Source organism: Franconibacter helveticus LMG 23732, from assembly GCF_000463115.2.
GTDB lineage: Bacteria > Pseudomonadota > Gammaproteobacteria > Enterobacterales > Enterobacteriaceae > Franconibacter > Franconibacter helveticus.
In genome coordinates this window covers 383,626-404,221 of sequence record NZ_AWFX01000049.1, presented here as the reverse complement: position 1 = coordinate 404,221, position 20,596 = coordinate 383,626, and the positions used below count along the sequence as shown (strand labels likewise).

Sequence of the window (20,596 nt, the reverse complement as noted above, 5' to 3'; positions counted from 1 at the left end):
AACGCCCTTACTTGTATAGTTGTCTATACAAGTAAGCTGAGAACATGAAGCGGGTCACAAGTCGGCGGGGTAAAGGTCAGGGACGTTCAGCGGTGATAGTGAAAACGTAATGCTGCTGGTTGTAATAGATTTCAGAGACTTCGAAGGGGCGTCCGGCGCTAAGCCAGGCAAGCGAGGTGGCGTGCAGCACAGGCTCTTCGCGTTTTATGCCGAGCATATCGCGCACCCGCTGGGCAGGCAGTTCGGCGCGAATTTGCTTTTCACTGCGGGCAACGTGGAAACCTTTACGGCTGATATAAGCGTATTTCGATGCGTTCAGATCCGCCGCGCTCAGATCAGGGAAGAGATCGCACACCATCCAGGATTGCTCAAAGACGAAAGGCACTTCGCCCACCAGTCGCAAACGCTCCATAAACCACACCTCGTCGCCCGCGCGGATGCCAAGCTGTCCGGCAAGCTCGCGGCTTGCGGCCTGGCGCTCAAGGCAGATAAGCCGGTTAACCACAGGTTCGTTCAGGGCGGTTATCGCTTCGCTGGAGGTAAGATGGCGGTCCAGCGGCAGCGCAATGCGCAGCGGCGCTTTCTCTTCGGCGACAAAGGTTCCCTGCCCCCGACGACGCTCCACTTTGCCCTGGCGCACCAGGTAATCCACCGCTTTGCGCGCCGTCATGCGGGCAATGCCAAACTGCTGGCAGAGCGCCATTTCAGAAGGCAGCGCGTCGCCAGGCTTCAGCGCGCCGGACTGGATTTGCGCCGTCAGGAAAGCTTCAAGCTGGAGGTACACCGGAACCGTGGAGTGTTTATCGATCATGAGGGAGGCTCGCAAAACAGACTGCGGGGTATGTTAGCTACCCCGCAGCGGACTGGCAACGTCTGGCAATTATTCGCCGGACGGTTTGCGCGGCGCGCGACGACGACGGGCGCCTTCGCCGCCGGTACGCGCGCCGTTATCGCCAAGGCGACGCGGGCGATCGCCTGCGGGCTTTCCTTCTGCGCTCTGACGACGCGGACGATCGCCTGCGGGCTTCGCATTGTCACCCTGCGGGCGGCGCGGGCGCTCGCCTGCGGGCTTCGCGTTTTCTCCGCCTTCGCGGCGCTGCTGCTGACCGCGGCCGCCGCCCTGTCCACGACCGCCGCGCTGCTGCTGGCGACCATTGACGATAGGCTCCGCTTTAATGCTCGGGTCCGGCTCAAAGCCCGGAATGGCCAGGCGCGGAATTTCACGCTTGAGCAGGCGTTCGATATCGCGCAGCAGTTTATGCTCGTCGACGCAAACCAGCGACAGCGCTTCGCCGGTGGCGGCAGCGCGGCCGGTACGGCCGATGCGGTGCACGTAATCTTCCGGCACGTTCGGCAGCTCGTAGTTCACCACGTGCGGCAGCTCTTCAATATCCAGACCGCGGGCGGCGATATCCGTCGCCACCAGTACGCGCAGGTCGCCGGACTTAAAGTCCGCCAGCGCCCGGGTGCGCGCGCCCTGGCTTTTATTGCCGTGAATGGCAGCGGAACGAATGCCGTCTTTGTTAAGCTGTTCGGCGAGGTGGTTAGCGCCATGCTTGGTGCGGGTAAAGACCAGCACCTGCTCCCAGTTCTCTTTGCCGATAAGATAAGAGAGCAGCTCCCGCTTGCGTTTCTTATCAACGAAGTGCACCTGCTGCGAAACCTGTTCAGAAGCGGTATTGCGGCGAGCCACTTCCACTTCTTCCGGGTTATGCAGCAGCTTTTCCGCCAGCGCTTTAATGTCGTCGGAGAAGGTGGCGGAGAAAAGCAGGTTCTGGCGCTTCGCCGGCAGCTTCGCCAGCACGCGGCGGATGTCGTGGATAAAGCCCATGTCGAGCATGCGGTCCGCTTCGTCGAGCACGAGAATTTCCACATGGCTCAGGTTTACCGCGTTCTGGTGTTCGAGGTCGAGCAGACGGCCCGGCGTCGCCACCAGCACGTCAACGCCGCCGCGCAGCTTCATCATCTGCGGGTTAATGCTGACGCCGCCAAACACCACCAGCGAGCGGATATCAAGGTATTTACTGTAATCGCGAACGTTTTCGCCCACCTGCGCCGCCAGCTCGCGGGTTGGGGTGAGGATCAGCGCGCGCACCGGGCGACGGCCCCTGGCGTGCGGTTCGTTCTGGGTAAGACGTTGCAGCAGCGGCAGCGTAAAGCCCGCCGTTTTACCGGTGCCGGTCTGGGCGCTCGCCATCAGATCGCGGCCGGACAGCACGACAGGGATCGCCTGGCGCTGGATAGGGGTCGGTTCGTGGTAGCCCTGTTCGGCAACCGCGCGAAGAATTTCCTGGCTTAAACCAAGTGAATCGAAAGACATATTTAATCCTGACTCGTCCCGACCGCAGAGGGTGTAGTTTCAGGGAGTCGAATGGCCGTCTGGCCGGAGCGGGACACAAACCACAATGTCGTGAAGGGGCGGAGTGTAGCAGTTTTTGTGAGGCGCCGCATAAATTCTCACATTCGCCCGGCTTTGCAAAATAATTTACTGGCGCTCTGGCGCGGTTAAAAGATAAGCATAAACTTAATCAATCGATTGATTAACTTTATGGTGTTCGATGAATAGCGCGTCATCCCCTTCAACCCTGCGCGGCGAGCAGGCGCGAAACCAGCTTATTGCCGCCGCCATCGCCCAGTTCGGCGAGTATGGCCTGCATGCGACAACACGCGACATCGCCGCCGCCGCCGGGCAAAACATCGCCGCCATCACCTATTATTTCGGCTCGAAGGAAGATCTTTATATGGCTTCAGCGCAGTGGATAGCGGACTTCATCAGCCGCAACTTTCATCCACAGGCCGAGGCCGCTGATGCGCTGCTCCGCGAGCCGTCGCCGGATAAAGCCGCGATTCGCGCCCTGATAGACGACGCCTGCCGCCAGATGATCCGCCTGCTTACCGCCGATGACACGCTCAACATCAGCAAATTTATCTCCCGCGAGCAGCTCTCGCCGACCGCCGCTTACCAGTTAGTGCATACGCAGGTGATCGCCCCGCTGCATGAGCATCTTACCCGGCTGATTGCCCGCTATACCGGCTGCGACGCGCAGGCGACAGAAACCATTTTGCATACCCACGCGCTGCTTGGCGAAATTCTCGCTTTTCGCCTCGGCCGGGAAACCATTCTGCTGCGCGCAGGCTGGTCGCAGTTTGACGAAGAGAAAGCGGCGAGCATTCACCGGGTGGTGGCGCGCCATATCGACTGGATCCTGCTGGGTCTGACGCAAGGAGAGAAACCATGAAAAACAAAAAGCCGTTGTGGCTTGCGTTAATCGTGCTGGCGGCGCTGGCAGCGGCCTGGGGAGGCTGGCGCTGGTACGAAAGCCGCCACCCTGAGACACTTACGCTGTATGGCAACGTCGATATCCGCACCGTGAACCTGAGCTTTCGCGTTGGCGGGCGGCTTAACGCGCTGGCGGTGGACGAAGGCGACACGGTAAAAGCCGGGCAAAAACTGGGCGAACTGGATAAAGCGCCTTACGAAAACGCGCTGTTGCAGGCAGAAGCCAATGTCGCCACCGCCCAGGCGAAATATGACCTGGTGATGGAAGGCTATCGCGCAGAAGAGATAGCGCAGGCCGCGGCGGCGGTGCGCCAGGCGCAGGCCGCTTACGACTACGCGCAAAACTTTTTACAGCGCCAGCAGGGGCTGTGGCAAAGCCGCGTGATTTCCGCCAATGACCTGGAAAACGCCCGCTCCACCCGCGACCAGGCCCAGGCGCAGCTGAAATCGGCGCAGGATAAGCTAAGCCAGTTTCGCGCCGGCAACCGTCCACAGGAGATAGCCCAGGCAAAGGCAAGCCTGCAACAGGCGCAGGCGCAGCTCGCCCAGGCGAAACTTGACCTGCAAGATACGCAACTGCTCTCCCCTTCCGACGGCGTACTGCTGACGCGCGCCGTGGAGCCTGGCACCATGCTGAACGCAGGCGGCGCCGTGCTGACCGTTTCGCTGACGCATCCGGTCTGGGTGCGCGCCTATGTCGATGAGGTAAACCTGAGCCAGGCGCAGCCGGGGCGCGACGTGTTGATTTACACCGACAGCCGTCCCGACAAGCCTTACCACGGCAAAATCGGCTTTGTCTCCCCCACCGCCGAGTTCACGCCAAAAACCGTGGAAACGCCGGACCTGCGCACCGATCTCGTTTATCGCCTGCGCATTATTGTCGCCGATGCGGATGGCGCGCTGCGCCAGGGGATGCCGGTGACCATCGCCTTCAGCGACGGAGCGCGCGATGAACGCCGCTGAGAACGCCATTCGCCTGCGCGGGCTGGTTAAACGCTTTGCGGGGATGGAAAAACCTGCTGTCGCCAGGCTGGATGCGCAAATCCGGCCGGGCGGCGTGACGGGTCTTGTGGGGCCGGACGGCGCCGGAAAAACCACGCTTATGCGCATGCTGGCGGGGCTTTTGCGCCCGGATGAGGGCGAGGCGCAGGTGGCAGGGCTGGATCCGGTACGCGACGACCATGCTTTGCACGCCGTGCTCGGCTATATGCCGCAAAAATTCGGCCTCTATGAAGACTTAACGGTGCTTGAGAACCTGAATCTGTATGCCGATCTGCGCAGCGTCACCGGCGAAGCGCGCCGGGAAACGTTCGCCCGGCTGCTGGAATTTACCGCGCTCGCGCCCTTTACCGGGCGGCTGGCGGGCAAACTTTCCGGCGGCATGAAGCAAAAACTCGGCCTCGCCTGTACGCTGGTGGGCCAGCCGAAGGTCTTGCTGCTGGATGAACCGGGCGTGGGGGTAGACCCTATTTCGCGGCGCGAGTTGTGGCAGATGGTGCATGAGCTGGCCGGCGAAGGGATGCTTATCCTCTGGAGCACCTCTTATCTGGATGAAGCAGAGCAGTGTCGCGACGTGCTGTTGATGAATGAAGGAGAGCTGCTTTACCAGGGCGAACCGAAAAAACTGACGCAGCAGATGGCCGGCCGCAGTTTTTTAATGAACAGCGCCGCGGTCGGCAATCGCCAGCTGTTGCAGCAGGCGCTTAAGCGCCCGGAAGTGAGCGACGGCATGATTCAGGGGCGCTCGGTGCGCCTGATTTTACGCCAAAACGCAAAGACAGAGACGCTCGGGCAGGCGTTGCCCGGGATAACCCTTGAAGAGACCGCACCCCGCTTTGAAGACGCGTTTATCGATCTGCTGGGCGGCGCCGGTTCGCGTGAATCGCCCCTCGGCGCCATTCTGCATACCGTGGAAGGCAACGCGGGAGAAACGGTTATCGAAGCGCGCAATCTGACGAAAAAGTTCGGCGATTTCGCCGCCACCGATGATGTGAGCTTCACCGTGCAGCGCGGCGAAATTTTCGGGCTGCTCGGCCCAAACGGCGCGGGCAAATCGACAACCTTCAAAATGATGTGCGGCCTGCTGGTGCCGACGTCGGGCAAAGCGCTGGTGCTGGATATGGATCTCAAAACCAGCTCCGGCAAAGCGCGTCAGCATCTCGGTTACATGGCGCAGAAGTTTTCGCTTTACGGCAACCTGACGGTAGAACAGAACCTGCGCTTTTTCTCCGGCGTTTACGGCCTGCGCGGCCGGGCGCAGAACGATAAAATCGCCAGCATGAGCGAGGCGTTTGGCCTGAACGCGATTTTCCGCCAGCCCACCGACGCCCTGCCGCTCGGCTTCAAACAGCGGCTGGCGCTCGCCTGCTCGTTAATGCACGAGCCGGATATTCTCTTTCTGGATGAGCCGACATCGGGCGTAGACCCGCTTACCCGCCGCGAGTTTTGGCTGCACATCAACAGCATGGTGGAAAAAGGGGTAACGGTGATGGTGACGACCCATTTTATGGATGAGGCGGAGTACTGCGATCGCATCGGGCTGGTCTATCACGGGCAGCTTATCGCCCAGGGCACGCCGGACGCCCTCAAGCGCCAGGCGGCGCAGAGCGAGCAGGAAGATCAGACCATGGAGCAGGCGTTCATCCGGCTGATAGAGCAATGGGATAAGGAGCATGCGAAATGAGCGCGCATTCTCAGGCGTTTTCCTGGCGGCGCGTGCGGGCGCTGTGCGTTAAAGAGACGCGGCAAATTCTGCGCGACCCAAGCAGTTGGCTTATCGCCATGGTCATTCCGCTTTTGCTGCTTTTTATCTTCGGCTACGGCATTAACCTGGATTCAAGCCGTCTGCACGTCGGCGTGCTGCTGGAAGAGCGCAGCGAAGAGGCGCTGGATTTTTCCCATGCCGTCAGCGCGTCGCCGTTTATCGCGCCCACCATCAGCAGCAACCGCCAGCAGCTGGTCGACCTGATGCAGGGAGGGAAAATCCGCGGCATCGTGGTGATCCCAAACGACTTCGCCGCCCGCATGGCGCGCAGCAACGAAACCGCCCCCGTGCAGGTGATAACCGACGGCAGCGAGCCTAATACCGCCAACTTCGTCCAGGGTTATTTACAGGGAATATGGCAAATCTGGCAGGCGCAGCGCGCGCAGGACCGGGGCGAAAGCTTCGAACCGCTTATCGACGTACAGTTGCGCTACTGGTTTAACCCCGCCGCCATTAGCCAGCATTTTATTATCCCCGGCGCGGTGACCATTATCATGACGGTGATAGGGGCGATTCTTACCTCGCTTGTGGTGGCGCGGGAATGGGAGCGCGGCACCATGGAAGCCTTGCTTTCCACTGAAGTGACGCGCACGGAACTGCTGCTGTGCAAGCTTATCCCCTATTACTTTCTTGGCATGCTGGCGATGCTGCTTTGCATGCTGGTTTCCGTGTTTATTCTTGATGTGCCTTACCGGGGCTCCTTGCTGCTGCTGTTTCTGCTCTCCAGCCTGTTTTTGCTCAGCACGCTGGGAATGGGGCTGCTTATCTCCACGCTGACCCGCAACCAGTTTAACGCCGCCCAGGTGGCGCTGAACGCGGCGTTTTTACCTTCCGTTATGCTTTCAGGATTTATTTTCCAGATAGACAGCATGCCCGCCGCCATTCGCGTGGTGACGTACATTATTCCGGCGCGCTATTTCGTCAACACGCTGCAAAGCCTGTTTCTGGCCGGGAATATTCCGGCGGTGCTGGTGATGAATACGCTCTTTCTGGTGGCCTCAGCCGTGGTGTTTATCGGGCTGACCTGGCTTAAGACGAAACGGCGTCTCGATTAAGGAGGCAGGATGTTTTATCGCTTATGGACGCTTATCCGCAAAGAGATGCAGTCGCTGCTGCGCGAGCCGCAGACCCGCGCCATTCTTATCGTGCCGGTGGTGATTCAGGTCTTGCTGTTCCCGTTTGCCGCCACGCTTGAAGTAACTAACGCCACCATCGCCATTTATAACGAAGACAACGGCGCGCATTCCATTGAGCTTACGCAGCGCTTCGCGCGCGCAAAAGCCTTCAGCGAAGTGAAAATGCTCAACAGCGCGCAGGAAATTCGCCCTACTCTCGATACGCAAAAGGCGCTGCTGTTGATTCGCTTTCCGGCGGATTTCTCACGCAAGCTCTCTCGTCTGGAGCCGGCTACGCTGCAAATCATCCTCGACGGGCGCAACTCCAACAGCGCGCAGATCGCCGCCAACTATGTGCAGGAGATCGTAAAGGATTATCAACTGGCGCTGCTGGAGGGTAAACCCAGGCCTAACAACAGCGAACTGGTGGTGCGCAACTGGTACAACCCGAATCTTGATTACAAATGGTTCGTGGTGCCTTCGCTTATCGCCATGATAACCACTATCGGGGTGCTGATCGTCACTTCGCTTTCGGTGGCGCGGGAGCGCGAACAGGGCACGCTCGACCAGCTGCTTGTTTCGCCGCTGGCGACCTGGCAGATTTTTGTCGGCAAAGCAGTGCCGGCGCTGATTGTCGCCACTTTTCAGGCCACCGTGGTATTGGGCGCAGGTATCTGGGGGTATGACATCCCCTTCTCCGGCTCGCTGGCGCTGTTTTATTTTACGATGCTGATTTACGGGCTTTCGCTGGTGGGCTTCGGGCTGCTGATTTCGGCGCTCTGCTCCACACAGCAGCAGGCGTTTATCGGCGTGTTTGTCTTTATGATGCCGGCTATTTTGCTCTCCGGGTATGTCTCGCCGGTGGAGAACATGCCGGTGTGGCTGCAAAACCTGACCTGGGTTAACCCGATCCGTCACTTCACTGATATTACGAAGGCGATTTACCTGAAGGATGCGAGCCTGGAGATTATCTGGCGGAGTTTGTGGCCGCTACTGGCGATAGCGGCCACGACGGGGTCAGCGGCCTACGCGATGTTTCGACGCAAAATCGCCTGAGTGGCGCTTGCGCTCTTTTACCAGCAGCGAGACCAGCGCCGGGCCCGCCAGCATGGCGAGGCCTGCCAGCGCCAGCAGCCAGTTGTTGTGCAGCACGCGGGAAAGCAGCCACAGCGCGATAAGCGACGTGCCGAAATACCAGGTGGTGGTGAGCTCTTCGAGGAAGTCGCCCACGTCGCGCCAGATGCCCTCCTGGTGGCGTTGCAGCATCACCATCAGCAGCACCGTTACGCCGTAAAGCAGGCATAAACCGAGCCCGACATGCACCAGCGAGCCGCTAAGCCAGCCAGCGACAAGAAGGGCGATAACCGCCAGATGCAGAACAATCTGCCAGCAACTCAGGCCCGTTACGACGCGAATTTGTTGTTGCCACCTCATGGCTTCCATCCTCCGGGATTTTTCACTGATAACTGAGAGTACCGCACTTTACGGAAAATTCCGTAAGCCCGCACCTTTTTGTGACTAAGACTACACTTTATTTCCAACAGGACAGCGAAACGTGACGGGAGAATCATGGCAGGGCAAACACAGCGATTTTCATTCAAAGTGCTCACCATTAACACACACAAGGGATTTACCGCTTTTAACCGGCGCTTTATTTTGCCGGAACTACGGGACGCGGTAAGGACGGTTTCCGCCGATATCGTCTGCCTTCAGGAGGTCATGGGCGCGCATGAGGTGCATCCGCTGCACGTGGAGAACTGGCCGGACACCACGCACTACGAGTTTCTGGCCGACACCATGTGGAGCGACTACGCCTACGGGCGCAACGCCGTTTATCCTGAAGGCCATCACGGCAACGCGGTGCTTTCCCGTTTCCCTATTGAGCAGTATGAGAACCTCGATGTGTCCGTGGACGGGCATGAAAAGCGCGGATTGCTCCACTGCCAGATAACGCCCCCCTCGTTTGATAAAACGCTGCATGTCATTTGTGTGCATTTGGGCCTGAAGGAAGCGCATCGTCAGGAACAGCTCAATATGCTGGCGGAGCTGGTCAACAGCCTGCCGGATGGCGAGCCGGTAGTGGTGGCGGGCGATTTTAACGACTGGCGGCAGCAGGCGAACCGCTTTTTGCACCAGCATACGGGGTTGGATGAGGTGTTTACCCGGGCCTATGGCCGCCCGGCGCGCACCTTTCCGGTGAGCTTCCCGCTGCTGCGCCTCGATCGCATTTACGTTAAAAACGCGACCGTCAGCGCGCCTACCGCGCTGCCGCTGCGTACCTGGCGACACCTTTCCGATCATGCCCCCCTGGCTGTGGAGATCCATCTATGAAACCGACCTGGCGTGATGGCAACCGCATTCAATTGCTGGAAAACGGGGATGAATTTTACCCGGCGGTTTTTTCCGCCATCGATAAAGCGAAAAGCAAAGTTTTTCTCGAAACCTTTATCTGGTTTGAAGACAACGTTGGCCGCAAGCTGCATGCGGTGATCCTGCGCGCGGCGCAGCGCGGCGTGAATATCGAAGTGTTGCTGGACGGCTACGGCTCGCCGGACTTAAGCGATAAGTTTGTTAATGAGCTTACCGCCGCAGGCGTCGTGTTTCGCTACTACGACCCGCGAAAACCGCTGTTTGGCATGCGCACCAATCTCTTTCGCCGTATGCACCGCAAAATTGTGGTGGTAGACGAAGAGGTGGCTTTTGTCGGCGGCATTAACTACTCCGCCGAACACATGTCGGACTATGGCCCGGAGGCGAAGCAGGATTACGCGGTACGGGTGGAAGGCCCGGTCGTGCAGGATATCTACCAGTTTGTGCTGAGCAACCTGCCGGAAAACGAACAGAACAGGCGCTGGTGGCGTCGTCGTCGCCAGCAGGCGGCGGACAACACCACGCCCGGCGAGGCGCAGGCGCTGTTTGTCTGGCGCGATAACGACGAACACCGTGACGACATTGAACGTTATTACCTGAAAATGCTCGCCAACGCGAAGAAAGAGGTGATCATCGCCAACGCCTATTTCTTCCCTGGCTACCGGCTGCTGCACGCCATGCGCAACGCGGCGCGGCGCGGGGTACGCGTGAAGCTTATCGTGCAGGGTGAGCCAGATATGCCTATCGTTAAAGTAGGCGCGCGGCTGCTTTATAACTACCTGGTGAAAGGCGGCGTGCAGGTATTTGAATATTTGCGCCGCCCGCTGCATGGCAAAGTGGCGCTGATGGATGACCACTGGGCGACGGTCGGCTCCAGCAATCTCGACCCGCTGAGCCTCTCCCTGAACCTGGAGGCGAACCTTATCATTCACGACCGCCAGTTTAACCAGACGCTGCGCGACAACCTTAACCGGCTTATTCGTGAAGATTGCAAGCAGGTTGATGAGTCAATGATGCCGCGCCGCACCTGGTGGAACCTGACGAAAAGCGTGCTGGCGTTCCACTTTTTGCGCCACTTCCCGGCGCTGGTCGGCTGGCTGCCTGCGCATACTCCGCGTCTCGCGCTGGTCAATCCGCCTGTTCAACCTGAAATCGAGACCCAGGACCGGGTCGAGACCGAGAATCCAGGAGTGAAACCCTGATGGCGAAATCACATCCGAAATGGCGTAAAGCGAAAAAGATCCTCACCTGGCTGTTTTTTATCGCCGTCACCGTTCTGATTGTGCTGTACGCGCAAAAAGTGGACTGGGAAGAGGTGTGGAAAGTCATCCGCGATTACAACCGCACCGCGTTGTTAAGCTCCGTTGCGCTGGTGATAGTCAGCTATGTGCTGTATGGCTTTTATGACCTGCTCGGACGCGCTTACTGCGGCCATAAGCTTGCCAAAAGACAGGTCATGCTGGTGTCGTTTATCTGTTATGCCTTTAACCTGACGCTCAGCACCTGGGTTGGCGGCGTAGGGATGCGCTACCGGCTTTACTCGCGGCTTGGGCTGCCGGGCAGCACCATTACGCGCATATTCTCGCTGAGTATCGCCACCAACTGGATTGGTTATATCCTGCTTGGCGGGGTGATTTTCAGTATCGGCGTGGTGCAACTGCCTTCTCACTGGTATATCGATGAAAGCACGCTGCGCATTATCGGTATCGCGTTGCTGGCTTTTATTGGCTTTTACCTGTGGGCTTGCGCGTTCGCTAAGCGTCGCCATCTCACTATCAAAGGCCAAAAGCTGGTCTTGCCGTCGTGGAAGTTCGCTCTGGTTCAGATGGTCATCTCCAGCGCTAACTGGATGGCGATGGGGGCGATTATCTGGCTGCTGCTCGGCCAGCAGGTGAACTACTTCTTTGTGCTGGGCGTATTACTCGTGAGCAGTATCGCCGGGGTTATTGTGCACATTCCGGCAGGCATCGGCGTGCTGGAGGCGGTGTTTATCGCCCTGCTGGCGGGCGAACATGTCAGCCACGGCGCCATTATCGCCGCCCTGCTCGCCTACCGTATGCTTTACTTCTTCGCGCCGCTGCTTGTCGCCATTATCTGTTATCTGGTGCTGGAGAGCCGCGCCAAAAAACTTCGGGCGAAGAACGAGAAAAAGCTTGCCAGCGCGGAGAAAAAATCTGGCACGCCGGATGAGAGCCGGGCAGAGAGCCGTGCGCCAGAGAGAGGGTTCCGGGCGCAGGAAGGCGAAGCGAAAAGCTAGTTAGCCGACGTCCCGCCCGATCGCGCTTCGGCAGTTAAAAGCGAAAACGCTCAAACAGGTAGCTCCCGTTTGAGCGTTTTCATTTCCAGGCGGGTATGCGCCCGCCTTTGTTCTGTCACACGGTGAGCGCTGCGCTTACCCGTCGCGTAAGAATGCCTTTTCGGCGCGCATGTTTTATGCGCTGATTAGCGCGTTTTGTTGAGTGGCAAAGTCGCCGGGCCGGAGCACGGCCTGCCTTGCGCCCATAAAAAAACCCTCCGCAGAGGGTTTTTGTCTATCCCGTTCGCTTAGCGACGGTTGCCGAAAATTCGCAGCAGCATCAGGAACAGGTTGATGAAATCAAGGTAAAGCGTCAGCGCGCCGACAATCGAGTACTTGCGCAAGTTTCCGCGATCGTTAACGTCGATTTGCTCGCCCAGGTTTTTCAGCTTCTGGGTGTCATACGCCGTCAGGCCCACAAAGACAATCACGCCAATATAGGTTACCGCCCACATCAGCGCGGTGCTCTTCAGCCAGAAGTTCACCAGCGAGGCGATAAGAATGCCTATCAACGCCATAAACAGCATATTGCCGAAGCCGCTGAGATCGCGTTTGGTGGTATAGCCATAAAGGCTCATGACGCCAAACATCCCCGCTGTGACAACGAACGTGCTGGCGATAGAGGCGTAGGTATAAACCAGAAAAATGCTGGCGAGCGTTAAGCCGGTCAGCGCCGAATAGAGCATGAACAGCGCGGTCGCTACCGCCGGGCTTAATTTATGCACCAGCCCCGACAGCACAAACACCACCGCCAGCTGCGCGATGATAAGCCCGAAAAAGGTGATGCGGCTTGAGAACACATACATCATCACTGCGGGCGTGTTAGCGGCATACCAGGCGACAAAGGCGGTAAGCAGTAATCCGCAGGTCATCCAGCCATATACTTGCGCCATAAAAGTCTGCAACCCGGCGCGCGGTTGCACAATAGTGTCACTTGAACGTGGATATCGGTCCATGACGGCTCCTCTTGATGATAAATACCGGGCTTACGCCCCCTTGTAAAAGCCTGGCACATTCTGCGAAACCCGCTTACCAGCGCTTCGCCGCCTGCTGGTCGCTCTCCCGCGCCTCGACCCAGCGGTCGCCTTCCGGCGTGGCTTCGCGTTTCCAGAACGGCGCGCGGGTTTTCAGATAGTCCATGATAAACTGCGCCGCTTCGAACGCCTGGCTGCGGTGAGCGCCAGTCACGCCGACAAAAACAATCTCATCGCCCGGCCAGAGTTCGCCGATACGGTGGATAACCGACACGCGCTGCAACGGCCAGCGGGAACGGGCCTCGTCGACAATTTCCGCCAGCGCTTTTTCTGTCATGCCGGGATAGTGCTCCAGCGTCAGCGCGCTAACGCTGTCGCCAAGATTGTGGTTGCGCACCTTACCGGTGAAGGTGACGACGGCGCCATCTTCATCGCACCGGGCGAGCCACTCATACTCATCGCCAACGTGAAAATTTTCATGCCCGACGCGGATACGCGTTTCCATCGTCATCCTCCCGTCACCGGCGGGAAAAACGCCACTTCATCGCCCGCCTGCAAGGGATGATCGAAGGCCACCAGCGTCTGGTTTACCGCAGCCAGCAGCTTGCCGGATTCCAGCGCCAGCGCCCAGCGGTCGCCCCGCGCGCAAAGGTGCGCGCGCAACGCTTCAACCGTGGCGAAATCCGCAGCCAGCTCCAGCGCGTCGGTGGCGACAAGCTCGCGCACCTGCGCGAAAAAAAGCACTTTAATCATTGTCGTTTACCTGAAAGTCGCCCGATTTGCCGCCGCTTTTCGCAAGCAGCCTCACCGGGCCAATCACCATATCTTTCTGCACCGCTTTGCACATATCGTAAATGGTGAGCGCCGCCACCGATGCCGCCGTGAGCGCTTCCATTTCAACGCCGGTTTTCCCCGTCAGCCGGCAAAGCGACTCAATGCGCACGCGGCTGTGCTCGGGTTCGGCATGCAGCTGAACTTCAACTTTGCTGAGCAGCAAGGGATGACAAAGCGGGATCAGCTCCCAGGTGCGCTTGGCCGCCTGAATGCCGGCAATGCGGGCGGTGGCGAAGACATCGCCTTTATGATGGCTGCCGTCGATAATCATCGCCAGCGTTTGCGGGCGCATCGTGACGAAGGCTTCGGCGCGCGCCTCGCGCACCGTCTCCGCTTTAGCGGAAACGTCGACCATGTGGGCCTCGCCCGCGGCGTTAATGTGGGTCAGTTGCGACATAACTTATTTCTTAAGATGAGGATGGAAATTACAGGGCCGGGTGCGGGCGTCGAGCTGCGGCACAATGATATTTTCCCACGCCGTACGGCAGGCTTTCGTCGAGCCGGGCATCGCAAAAATCAGCGTCTGGTTGGCGATACCCGCCACCGCGCGCGACTGCATCATCGCCGTGCCTATCTCCTCAAAAGAGAGCATGCGAAAGAGCTCGCCGAAACCGGCTATTTCACGGTCGAATAGCGGCAACAGCGCTTCCGGCACCACATCGCCCGCGGTAAAACCGGTGCCGCCGTTGATCAGCACCACCTGAATATCGTCGCTGGCTATCCATTCAGACACCCGCGCGCGAATAGCGTACATATTCTCTTTAACAATGGTTTTATCCACCACCTGATGGCCTGCCTCCAGGGCGGCGTCACGCAGGTAATGGCCGGACGTGTCTTCGTCTTCGCCGCGACGGCTGGAGACAGTAAGAATAGCAATATGCGCCGGAACAAACTCCGCGCTAACCTGGCTCATGCTCTACTCCTTGTAAAAAGGTTAACCGCCGATGTACGAGAGGTTCTGGGTAATGCCGGTGTTGCCGTCGTGCAGGAAGTGGGTCTGCTTTTTATACGTCAGCGCCTCTTCAATGCGGGCCACCAGCGCCCCCTGCTGGCTGTCATCGGCAAGCAATTCACGCAGCGAAACGCCGCCGTCGCCGAACAGACACAGATGCAGCTTGCCGACGGACGACACGCGCAGCCGGTTGCAGCTGGCGCAGAAGTCTTTTTCGTACGGCATGATAAGGCCGATTTCCCCAGCGTAATCGGGGTGGCAGAACACCTGCGCCGGGCCGTCTGCCCGGTTGCGGATCTGGTGGATCCAGCCGCGTTTAAGCAGTTCTTCGCGGATAGTGGCACCGGAAATATGGTGTTTGCGAAACAGCGAACCGCCCTCGCCTGTCTCCATCAGCTCAATAAAGCGTAGCTGGATCCGTCTTGGCTTGATCCACGCAAGAAACGTATCAAGCTGATGATGGTTTACGTCGCGCATCAGCACGGTATTGACCTTCACCCGCTCAAACCCCGCCGCGAAGGCGGCGTCGATGCCTTCCATCACCTGACGGAACTTATCCTGCCCGGTAATAGCGTGAAACTGACGGGCATCAAGGCTGTCGACGCTGACGTTAATGGCAGTCAGGCCGGCGTCGCGCCACGCGTTGACATCACGCGCAAGGCGGTAGCCGTTAGTGGTAACGGCAATCTGGCGAATGGCGGCGTTTTCGCGCACTGCGGCGATGATATCCGTGAAATCGCGGCGTAATGAAGGCTCTCCGCCCGTCAGGCGCACTTTTTCCGTGCCGAGCGCGGCAAACGCGCGCGTCACGCGGCGGATCTCATCGAGCGAAAGGAAGCTTTTGTTGGTTACGCCGCCGGGCTTGTAGCCATCCGGCAGGCAGTAAGTACAACGAAAATTGCAAACGTCGGTAATCGACAGGCGTAAGTAATAAAACTTACGCGCAAAAGCATCGGTAAGTTGAGAAACCATGTACACCTTTCCAAATACGGGAGATGCAGTCATTTCTTCCTGCACCCTGGTGGCGTCGCCACGGCCAGAGCGCCATATCACGAGGACTTAGGGGCAAAGGCTTTGAGTGTCTGTTTCATTTTGCTGAAACGTGGTAATGGCGATAGTAGCGCGTGAAACAGGGTTTCGCCAACGCCGTTTTTCGCTATATAAACTTATACATAGCGGTTTATTCGCCACATTTCGCAACAGAATACGCAAAAGTCACTTTTTTGCCTTGATATGAGTCATTTTAAGGCGGATGGCGGATCGTCTTTCGCCGCACTTTACGTTAACGTAGGCCGTTTTTGGGTTCATAAGGATTCAACATGCGCAATCGCACATTTGCGGACCTCGACAGGGTGGTGGCGCTGGGCGGCGGTCACGGCCTTGGCCGGGTCATGTCGTCGCTCTCTTCGCTGGGTTCAAGGCTTACCGGCATCGTCACCACCACCGACAACGGCGGCTCCACCGGGCGTATTCGCCGTTCCGAAGGCGGTATCGCCTGGGGAGATATGCGCAACTGCCTTAACCAACTTATTACGGAACCCAGCGTTGCTTCAGCCATGTTTGAATACCGTTTTGGCGGTAACGGCGAACTTTCCGGTCATAACCTTGGAAACCTGATGTTAAAGGCGCTCGATCACCTGAGCGTGCGGCCTCTTGAGGCGATAAATTTAATTCGCAACCTGCTGAAGGTAGACGCCTTTTTAATCCCGATGTCTGAACAGCCCGTGGATTTAATGGCGATTGATGCCGACGGCAACGCGGTGTATGGCGAAGTCAGCATCGACTTACTTACCCAGTCGCCTAAAGAGCTGATGCTCTATCCGAAAGTCCAGGCGACGCGAGAAGCGATTCAGGCGATTGGCGAAGCCGATCTGCTTATTATCGGGCCGGGCAGTTTCTATACGAGCCTTATCCCGCTGCTGCTGGTGGAAGATCTGGCCCAGGCGCTGCGCCGCACGCCCGCGCCGATGGTTTATGTCGGTAATCTTGGGCGCGAGCAGAGCGCGGCGGCGGATAACCTGTCGCTCGCAGAAAAACTGGCGGTGATGGAGCAATATGTCGGCAAACCGGTAGTGGATGCCGTGGTGGTTGGCCCGCATATGGATGTCAGCGGCCTGCAAAATCGCGTTATTGTGCAGCAACCGCTGGAGGCGAGCGACGTTCCGCATCGTCATGACCGGCATTTGCTGCGCATTGCGCTGGAAAAAGCGATTCAGGCGCTGGGATGAATAGCCGCAACGTGCGTTGAGAGAGAACGCATTGCTGCGTCTGAAGTGAAGCCCTCTCCGGTTAAGAAGAGGGAGTGCGCGACGTTAATCAGGACGCGGCGATAAACAGCTCACGCAGTTGATGAAGCTGGTCGCGAATTTGCGCGGCTTCCTCAAACTCCAGGTTCTGGGCATGCTGCACCATTTGCGCTTCAAGCTGGTGTATTTTCTGCTGTAGCGCTTTAGGCGTCAGCGCCAGCTCCGCCGCTTCCACATCGGCTACGCTGCGGCTCTTGCCGCGGCCTTTCGGCTTGGTTTTGGCAATGTTTTCGCCCAGCGCCAGAATATCCACCACCTTCTTGTTCAGGCCCTGCGGCACAATGCCGTGCTCTTCGTTATAGCGCTGCTGTTTCTCACGACGACGCTCCGTTTCGCCAATCGCTTTGGCCATTGACGGCGTGATTTTGTCGCCATAAAGAATGGCTTTACCGTTGACGTTACGCGCCGCGCGGCCGATAGTCTGGATAAGCGAACGTTCAGAGCGCAGGAAACCTTCTTTATCGGCGTCCAGAATCGCCACCAGCGACACTTCCGGCATGTCCAGCCCTTCACGCAGCAAGTTAATCCCCACCAGCACGTCAAACTCGCCCAGACGCAGATCGCGGATGATCTCCATACGCTCTACGGTATCGATATCGGAGTGCAGATAACGGACTTTCTCGCCGTGCTCTTCAAGGTATTCGGTCAGGTCTTCCGCCATGCGTTTGGTCAGCGTGGTCACCAGCACGCGCTCGTTAATGGCCACTCGCTTGCGGATCTCCGACAGCAGATCGTCCACCTGCGTCGCCACCGGCCGCACTTCGATAATCGGGTCGAGCAAGCCGGTTGGGCGCACAACCTGATCAACAATCTCGCCGCCCGATTTTTCCAGCTCATAGTTGCCAGGCGTTGCCGAAACATAAATGGTCTGCGGCGCCAGCGCTTCGAACTCTTCAAACTTCATCGGACGGTTATCCAGCGCCGAGGGCAGACGGAAACCATATTCCACCAGCGTCTCTTTACGCGCGCGGTCGCCGCGATACATGCCGCCTATCTGCGGGATAGTCACGTGCGATTCGTCAATCACCAGCAGCCCGTCGGCAGGCAAGTAGTCGAACAGCGTAGGCGGCGCTTCGCCCGGGCCGCGGCCAGACAGATAGCGCGAATAGTTTTCAATCCCCGAGCAGTAGCCCAGCTCGTTCATCATTTCGAGGTCGAACTGGGTGCGCTGAGTGAGGCGCTGCTCTTCCAGCAGCTTGTTATTGGCAAGCAGCACCTTGCGGCGATCCGCCAGCTCAATTTTGATCTCTTCCATCGCCTGTACGATGCGCTCGCGCGGCGTAACGTAGTGCGTTTTAGGGTAGACGGTGAAACGCTGAATAACCGATTCCACCGTGCCGGTGAGCGGGTCGAACAGCGAGAGGCGCTCCACCTCTTCGTCAAACAATTCCACGCGCAGCGCCTGGTCATCCGATTCCGCCGGGAAAATATCAATCACTTCGCCGCGTACGCGGAAAGTGCCGCGCTGAAATGCCTGATCGTTGCGGGTATATTGCAGCTCCGCCAGACGGCGCAGGATATCGCGCTGGTTGATGATCATGCCCTTCGTGAGGTGCAGCATCATCTTCAGATACAAATCCGGGTCGCCCAGACCGTAAATGGCGGAAACGGAAGCCACCACCACCACATCGCGGCGCTCAAGCAGGGCTTTGGTGGCGGAAAGGCGCATCTGCTCAATGTGCTCGTTCACCGAGGCGTCTTTTTCAATAAACGTATCGGAACTGGGTACATAAGCTTCAGGCTGGTAGTAGTCGTAGTAAGAGACGAAATACTCGACCGCATTATCCGGGAAGAATTCTTTCATTTCGCCATACAGCTGCGCCGCCAGCGTCTTGTTTGGCGCGAGCACCATCGTAGGACGTTGAAGGTCGGCGATAACGTTAGCGACGGTAAAGGTTTTACCGGAACCGGTTACGCCAAGCAGCGTCTGATGCGCCAGACCATCTTCCAGCCCTTCTTTCAGACGGCGGATCGCTTCAGGCTGGTCGCCGGAAGGTTTAAAAGCGGAATTGAGTTTGAAAGGTTTGCTCATGAAATGACTACCTGATGCAGATTTGGGCGGGCCGGAGGTCTAATTTTACTCTTACGCTGAATTTTTGCCAGCACTAAATACTGGATGAAAACACAGTATCTTGCGCGCAGAAGCGGTCACGCCGCGTTTAAGCATGCTGCATAGCGACATTTATTCGGCCTGCTCGCGTAAAAAATCAGCGGTACGGGGTTATCCCCAGAAGATTTGCCCTTTTAACATTTGTCAAGCGAAGCTGTGATGGTTTTATTGCAGCAGGTGACACTTTTCTTACTGCCATTGATTTTACATAACAAGCTGAAATAAAAAGGATATTTTTTCGAGACGGCTTTAGCGCCAATCAGCCGCAAACCCGCATCCGCTCTCGCTTGCGGCACGTTTTCTAACTCTAATGCACAAGGTTATCCACAGGAATAGTGGATAACTGCCTGCAAGCCGTTAACCGCGCCGTCCCGCGAAAACCCTGATTTTTGTATAACGAGACGGAAAAAATTTTTTATTGCCCGCTTTAGACGTTTTTTGACGCTTTATGTTCAGCTTTGTTATGCAATAAAGCTCACATATTGCCCAGTCAGTGTTTAAAAACCAGGCAAACCGCTGCACCAGAGCGGCAAGCTTTTTATCGCATCAGCACCCTTTAAGTGCAGTTTGCTGGCGGAGTCTTAGGCGCAGGGCGTTTTCTCACCCTTTTTTATCAGTTTTATCTCAAAGACCAGGCGATTCCACCGCCTTTCTTCTCTCTGGCAAGAGAATTGCAGCTTGTCCATACCGGAACTCGACCCTCTCTCCCGGTTGGGAGAAGCGACGCAGGACGCTGGTGATCTGGTGAATAAAACGCTCGTAACGCTGCGCAGTCAGCGAAGTGGTTATCTCTTCACCCTCTCAGAAAGGAGTTTGCTATGTTGAGTTTACGCGCTGTGAATCAGTATTACGGTACGCAGCACACGCTGTGGAATGTCGATCTTGATTTGCTGCCCGGCGAGTGCACCTGCGTTATGGGGGCGCCGGGCATGGGCAAGACAACGCTTGTGAATTGTATTGCCGGCTACCTGCCTGTGGAAAGCGGCAGCATCATGTGGCATGAAGCAGGCAAGCCCCCGGCGGAGCTGCTGGCGCTCGCGCCGGAACATCGGGCGGCGCTTGGCATCGGTTTTCTGTCGCAGGACAGGCGCATTTTTTCGCAACTTACGGTTGAGGAAAACTTACGCATCGCCATGCTCGCAGCAACAGACCAGCCCGGCCCTTTGCCGGAGATGATATTTGATCTTTTTCCCGAACTGTATGCGCTGCGCCATCTGCGCGGGGCGGATCTTTCAGGCGATGATCAACAGCTGCTGGCGCTCGCCAGGGCGCTGGTCAACCACCCCAAATTGCTTATCCTGGACGAGCCGACACGCGGCATCGGCCAGGGTCTCATTCAAAAATTAAGCCTGCTGATAGTACGCCTGAACCGCGATTTCGGCCTGACCGTGCTGCTGGTGGAACAGCGCCTGTCGTTCATTCGCCGGGTCGCGGATCGCTTTTGCCTGTTGCATCGCGGACGCGCCGTCGCTCGCGGCAGCGTTGCCCAGCTGGATAACGAAAAGCTGACGCACTGGATAACGCCCTGAAAGCAGCGACAGCGAAGCATAACGCTTTATTGCGGCCACCGCCGGGATGGCTGAAACAGCAGGCAG

General features: G+C 57.8%; 20 protein-coding genes and 1 riboswitch. Of the genes, 10 read left to right on the top strand and 10 right to left on the bottom strand.

The features are described from left to right. Positions 1–76 precede the first annotated feature (76 nt). Both DW56_RS16965 and rhlE read right to left on the bottom strand, forming a co-directional pair. Positions 77–811, bottom strand: coding sequence for a GntR family transcriptional regulator (locus DW56_RS16965; RefSeq protein ID WP_024552805.1), 735 nt, complete (start codon positions 809–811; stop codon positions 77–79). A 69-nt stretch (positions 812–880) separates the two neighbouring features. Beyond that, positions 881–2,320 carry an ATP-dependent RNA helicase RhlE gene (gene rhlE, locus DW56_RS16960; protein WP_024552804.1) on the bottom strand — a complete coding sequence of 480 codons (1,440 nt, stop codon included), beginning with the start codon at positions 2,318–2,320 and terminating at the stop codon, positions 881–883. 238 nt (positions 2,321–2,558) lie between these two features. Between rhlE and cecR the strand changes: the two genes are divergently transcribed. From cecR to DW56_RS16935, 5 genes are read left to right on the top strand one after another with little or no spacing between them, the layout of a single operon-like run. Beyond that, on the top strand, positions 2,559–3,239 hold the full coding sequence (cecR, locus tag DW56_RS16955) for a transcriptional regulator CecR (protein ID WP_029590043.1): 681 nt from the start codon (positions 2,559–2,561) through the stop codon (positions 3,237–3,239). After that, entirely contained in the window at positions 3,236–4,243 is a 1,008-nt protein-coding gene (hlyD, locus tag DW56_RS16950) for a secretion protein HlyD (protein ID WP_024552802.1), read from the top strand. The genes cecR and hlyD overlap by 4 nt, the downstream gene beginning before the upstream one ends. Beyond that, positions 4,230–5,963 carry an ATP-binding cassette domain-containing protein gene (locus DW56_RS16945; protein WP_024552801.1) on the top strand — a complete coding sequence of 578 codons (1,734 nt, stop codon included), beginning with the start codon at positions 4,230–4,232 and terminating at the stop codon, positions 5,961–5,963. Before hlyD ends, DW56_RS16945 begins: the two co-directional genes overlap by 14 nt. After that, positions 5,960–7,099, top strand: a complete 1,140-nt coding sequence (locus DW56_RS16940) for an ABC transporter permease (protein WP_024552800.1) — start codon at positions 5,960–5,962, stop codon at positions 7,097–7,099. Before DW56_RS16945 ends, DW56_RS16940 begins: the two co-directional genes overlap by 4 nt. 9 nt (positions 7,100–7,108) lie before the next feature. Next, on the top strand, positions 7,109–8,215 hold the full coding sequence (locus DW56_RS16935) for an ABC transporter permease (RefSeq protein WP_024552799.1): 1,107 nt from the start codon (positions 7,109–7,111) through the stop codon (positions 8,213–8,215). Here the strand turns inward: DW56_RS16935 and DW56_RS16930 are convergent. After that, positions 8,177–8,593, bottom strand: a complete 417-nt coding sequence (locus tag DW56_RS16930; RefSeq protein ID WP_024552798.1) for a YbhQ family protein — start codon at positions 8,591–8,593, stop codon at positions 8,177–8,179. The two genes, DW56_RS16935 and DW56_RS16930, sit on opposite strands and share 39 nt — an antisense overlap. Positions 8,594–8,728: 135 nt before the next feature. Between DW56_RS16930 and DW56_RS16925 the strand changes: the two genes are divergently transcribed. From DW56_RS16925 to DW56_RS16915, 3 genes are read left to right on the top strand one after another with little or no spacing between them, the layout of a single operon-like run. After that, positions 8,729–9,490, top strand: coding sequence for an endonuclease/exonuclease/phosphatase family protein (locus DW56_RS16925; RefSeq protein WP_024552797.1), 762 nt, complete (start codon positions 8,729–8,731; stop codon positions 9,488–9,490). Then, entirely contained in the window at positions 9,487–10,731 is a 1,245-nt protein-coding gene (gene clsB, locus DW56_RS16920; RefSeq protein ID WP_024552796.1) for a cardiolipin synthase ClsB, read from the top strand. Before DW56_RS16925 ends, clsB begins: the two co-directional genes overlap by 4 nt. Next, positions 10,731–11,786, top strand: a complete 1,056-nt coding sequence (locus DW56_RS16915; protein WP_024552795.1) for a lysylphosphatidylglycerol synthase transmembrane domain-containing protein — start codon at positions 10,731–10,733, stop codon at positions 11,784–11,786. Before clsB ends, DW56_RS16915 begins: the two co-directional genes overlap by 1 nt. A gap of 287 nt (positions 11,787–12,073) precedes the next feature. Here the strand turns inward: DW56_RS16915 and DW56_RS16910 are convergent, their stop codons facing one another. The 6 genes from DW56_RS16910 to moaA form a co-directional block, all read right to left on the bottom strand. Further along, positions 12,074–12,781 (bottom strand): Bax inhibitor-1/YccA family protein, encoded by a 708-nt coding sequence (locus tag DW56_RS16910; RefSeq protein ID WP_024552794.1) that lies wholly within the window; start codon positions 12,779–12,781, stop codon positions 12,074–12,076. 73 nt (positions 12,782–12,854) lie between these two features. Further along, positions 12,855–13,304 (bottom strand): molybdopterin synthase catalytic subunit MoaE, encoded by a 450-nt coding sequence (gene moaE / locus DW56_RS16905; protein ID WP_024552793.1) that lies wholly within the window; start codon positions 13,302–13,304, stop codon positions 12,855–12,857. Positions 13,305–13,306: 2 nt separating this feature from the next. Next, positions 13,307–13,552: a molybdopterin synthase sulfur carrier subunit gene (moaD, locus tag DW56_RS16900; RefSeq protein ID WP_024552792.1), complete on the bottom strand. Its 246-nt coding sequence runs from the start codon at positions 13,550–13,552 to the stop codon at positions 13,307–13,309. Beyond that, the gene (gene moaC / locus DW56_RS16895; RefSeq protein WP_024552791.1) at positions 13,545–14,030 is read right to left on the bottom strand and encodes a cyclic pyranopterin monophosphate synthase MoaC; all 486 of its coding nucleotides are present in this window, start codon (positions 14,028–14,030) and stop codon (positions 13,545–13,547) included. The genes moaD and moaC overlap by 8 nt, the downstream gene beginning before the upstream one ends. 3 nt (positions 14,031–14,033) lie before the next feature. Beyond that, positions 14,034–14,546 carry a molybdenum cofactor biosynthesis protein B gene (gene moaB, locus DW56_RS16890; protein WP_024552790.1) on the bottom strand — a complete coding sequence of 171 codons (513 nt, stop codon included), beginning with the start codon at positions 14,544–14,546 and terminating at the stop codon, positions 14,034–14,036. Positions 14,547–14,567: 21 nt separating this feature from the next. Continuing rightward, positions 14,568–15,557, bottom strand: coding sequence for a GTP 3',8-cyclase MoaA (moaA, locus tag DW56_RS16885; protein WP_049291960.1), 990 nt, complete (start codon positions 15,555–15,557; stop codon positions 14,568–14,570). Continuing rightward, a riboswitch (molybdenum cofactor riboswitch) is annotated at positions 15,545–15,676 on the bottom strand. Its footprint overlaps the gene before it by 13 nt. Before the next feature lie 228 nt (positions 15,677–15,904). Here moaA and yvcK point away from each other — a divergent pair. Then, positions 15,905–16,813 carry a uridine diphosphate-N-acetylglucosamine-binding protein YvcK gene (yvcK, locus tag DW56_RS16880; protein ID WP_024552788.1) on the top strand — a complete coding sequence of 303 codons (909 nt, stop codon included), beginning with the start codon at positions 15,905–15,907 and terminating at the stop codon, positions 16,811–16,813. 88 nt (positions 16,814–16,901) lie between these two features. On the opposite strand, the gene uvrB is transcribed toward yvcK, so the two are convergent. Further along, the gene (gene uvrB / locus DW56_RS16875) at positions 16,902–18,923 is read right to left on the bottom strand and encodes an excinuclease ABC subunit UvrB (RefSeq protein ID WP_024552787.1); all 2,022 of its coding nucleotides are present in this window, start codon (positions 18,921–18,923) and stop codon (positions 16,902–16,904) included. An 896-nt stretch (positions 18,924–19,819) separates the two neighbouring features. On the opposite strand from uvrB, the gene DW56_RS16870 reads away from it, so the two are divergent. Then, positions 19,820–20,530: an ABC transporter ATP-binding protein gene (locus DW56_RS16870; RefSeq protein ID WP_024552786.1), complete on the top strand. Its 711-nt coding sequence runs from the start codon at positions 19,820–19,822 to the stop codon at positions 20,528–20,530. The last annotated feature ends 66 nt before the right edge of the window (positions 20,531–20,596 follow it).

Coding starts and splice junctions, on each gene's coding strand:
- DW56_RS16965 (WP_024552805.1), bottom strand. CDS start 811: ATGATCGATAAACACTCCACGGTTCCGGTGTACCTCCAGCTTGAAGCT.
- rhlE (WP_024552804.1), bottom strand. CDS start 2,320: ATGTCTTTCGATTCACTTGGTTTAAGCCAGGAAATTCTTCGCGCGGTT.
- cecR (WP_029590043.1), top strand. CDS start 2,559: ATGAATAGCGCGTCATCCCCTTCAACCCTGCGCGGCGAGCAGGCGCGA.
- hlyD (WP_024552802.1), top strand. CDS start 3,236: ATGAAAAACAAAAAGCCGTTGTGGCTTGCGTTAATCGTGCTGGCGGCG.
- DW56_RS16945 (WP_024552801.1), top strand. CDS start 4,230: ATGAACGCCGCTGAGAACGCCATTCGCCTGCGCGGGCTGGTTAAACGC.
- DW56_RS16940 (WP_024552800.1), top strand. CDS start 5,960: ATGAGCGCGCATTCTCAGGCGTTTTCCTGGCGGCGCGTGCGGGCGCTG.
- DW56_RS16935 (WP_024552799.1), top strand. CDS start 7,109: ATGTTTTATCGCTTATGGACGCTTATCCGCAAAGAGATGCAGTCGCTG.
- DW56_RS16930 (WP_024552798.1), bottom strand. CDS start 8,593: ATGAGGTGGCAACAACAAATTCGCGTCGTAACGGGCCTGAGTTGCTGG.
- DW56_RS16925 (WP_024552797.1), top strand. CDS start 8,729: ATGGCAGGGCAAACACAGCGATTTTCATTCAAAGTGCTCACCATTAAC.
- clsB (WP_024552796.1), top strand. CDS start 9,487: ATGAAACCGACCTGGCGTGATGGCAACCGCATTCAATTGCTGGAAAAC.
- DW56_RS16915 (WP_024552795.1), top strand. CDS start 10,731: ATGGCGAAATCACATCCGAAATGGCGTAAAGCGAAAAAGATCCTCACC.
- DW56_RS16910 (WP_024552794.1), bottom strand. CDS start 12,781: ATGGACCGATATCCACGTTCAAGTGACACTATTGTGCAACCGCGCGCC.
- moaE (WP_024552793.1), bottom strand. CDS start 13,304: ATGGAAACGCGTATCCGCGTCGGGCATGAAAATTTTCACGTTGGCGAT.
- moaD (WP_024552792.1), bottom strand. CDS start 13,552: ATGATTAAAGTGCTTTTTTTCGCGCAGGTGCGCGAGCTTGTCGCCACC.
- moaC (WP_024552791.1), bottom strand. CDS start 14,030: ATGTCGCAACTGACCCACATTAACGCCGCGGGCGAGGCCCACATGGTC.
- moaB (WP_024552790.1), bottom strand. CDS start 14,546: ATGAGCCAGGTTAGCGCGGAGTTTGTTCCGGCGCATATTGCTATTCTT.
- moaA (WP_049291960.1), bottom strand. CDS start 15,557: ATGGTTTCTCAACTTACCGATGCTTTTGCGCGTAAGTTTTATTACTTA.
- yvcK (WP_024552788.1), top strand. CDS start 15,905: ATGCGCAATCGCACATTTGCGGACCTCGACAGGGTGGTGGCGCTGGGC.
- uvrB (WP_024552787.1), bottom strand. CDS start 18,923: ATGAGCAAACCTTTCAAACTCAATTCCGCTTTTAAACCTTCCGGCGAC.
- DW56_RS16870 (WP_024552786.1), top strand. CDS start 19,820: ATGTTGAGTTTACGCGCTGTGAATCAGTATTACGGTACGCAGCACACG.